We start from the raw sequence: 637 nt of genomic DNA on the forward strand, positions 1-637 counted from the left end.
CCCGGTTTCCCGGGGGCGTTTTCGTCGCGGCCGAAACGGCCGGATCAATCCTTCTTGAGGAAGCCCGAGAACTTCTTCTGGAAACGCGAGACGCGGCCGCCGCGATCCATGATCTGGGCGTTGCCGCCGGTCCAGGCCGGGTGCGACTTCGGGTCGATGTCGAGGTTCAAAGTGTCGCCTTCCTTGCCCCAGGTCGAGCGGGTCAGGTACTCGGTTCCGTCGGTCATCACGACCTTAATCGTATGATAATTCGGATGAATTTCGGCTTTCATGGCAATTCCCTGGGGCGACCGGCGCCTTGCTTGAGTGGCTATCGAATGACGGATTTGGCCGGCTCTATACCCCACGGGACCCTTCAAAACAAGCCATTGTGGGCGAAGGAGAAGCGGGCCGCCCCCTAAGGGACATCCCGGATTTGCCACTCCCCCCGCACCGGCCTATGTGGATCACATCTGTCTCCCTGGGTCCGATCTCATGAGCGCTGTGGAACGGCTTGACGACCAGTACCGCGACGAGCGCGATGCCTCGCCGCCTGAGGCCCCGTCCATCGAAGCCGAGTTGATCGAGCAGCCCGCCAAGGGCCGCGCCAAGCTGCGGCCGCTGCTGGCGCTCGCGCCCTATGTGGCCCGCTATCGGG

General features: G+C 63.3%; 1 protein-coding gene. It reads right to left on the bottom strand.

The annotated features are described in order from the left end of the window. Nucleotides 1–44: 44 nt before the first annotated feature. Nucleotides 45–272: a 50S ribosomal protein L31 gene (gene rpmE, locus AC1D00_RS44205; RefSeq protein ID WP_025034016.1), complete on the bottom strand. Its 228-nt coding sequence runs from the start codon at nt 270–272 to the stop codon at nt 45–47. Nucleotides 273–637 lie beyond the last annotated feature (365 nt).

Source organism: Bradyrhizobium sp. P2_E8, assembly GCF_056403875.1.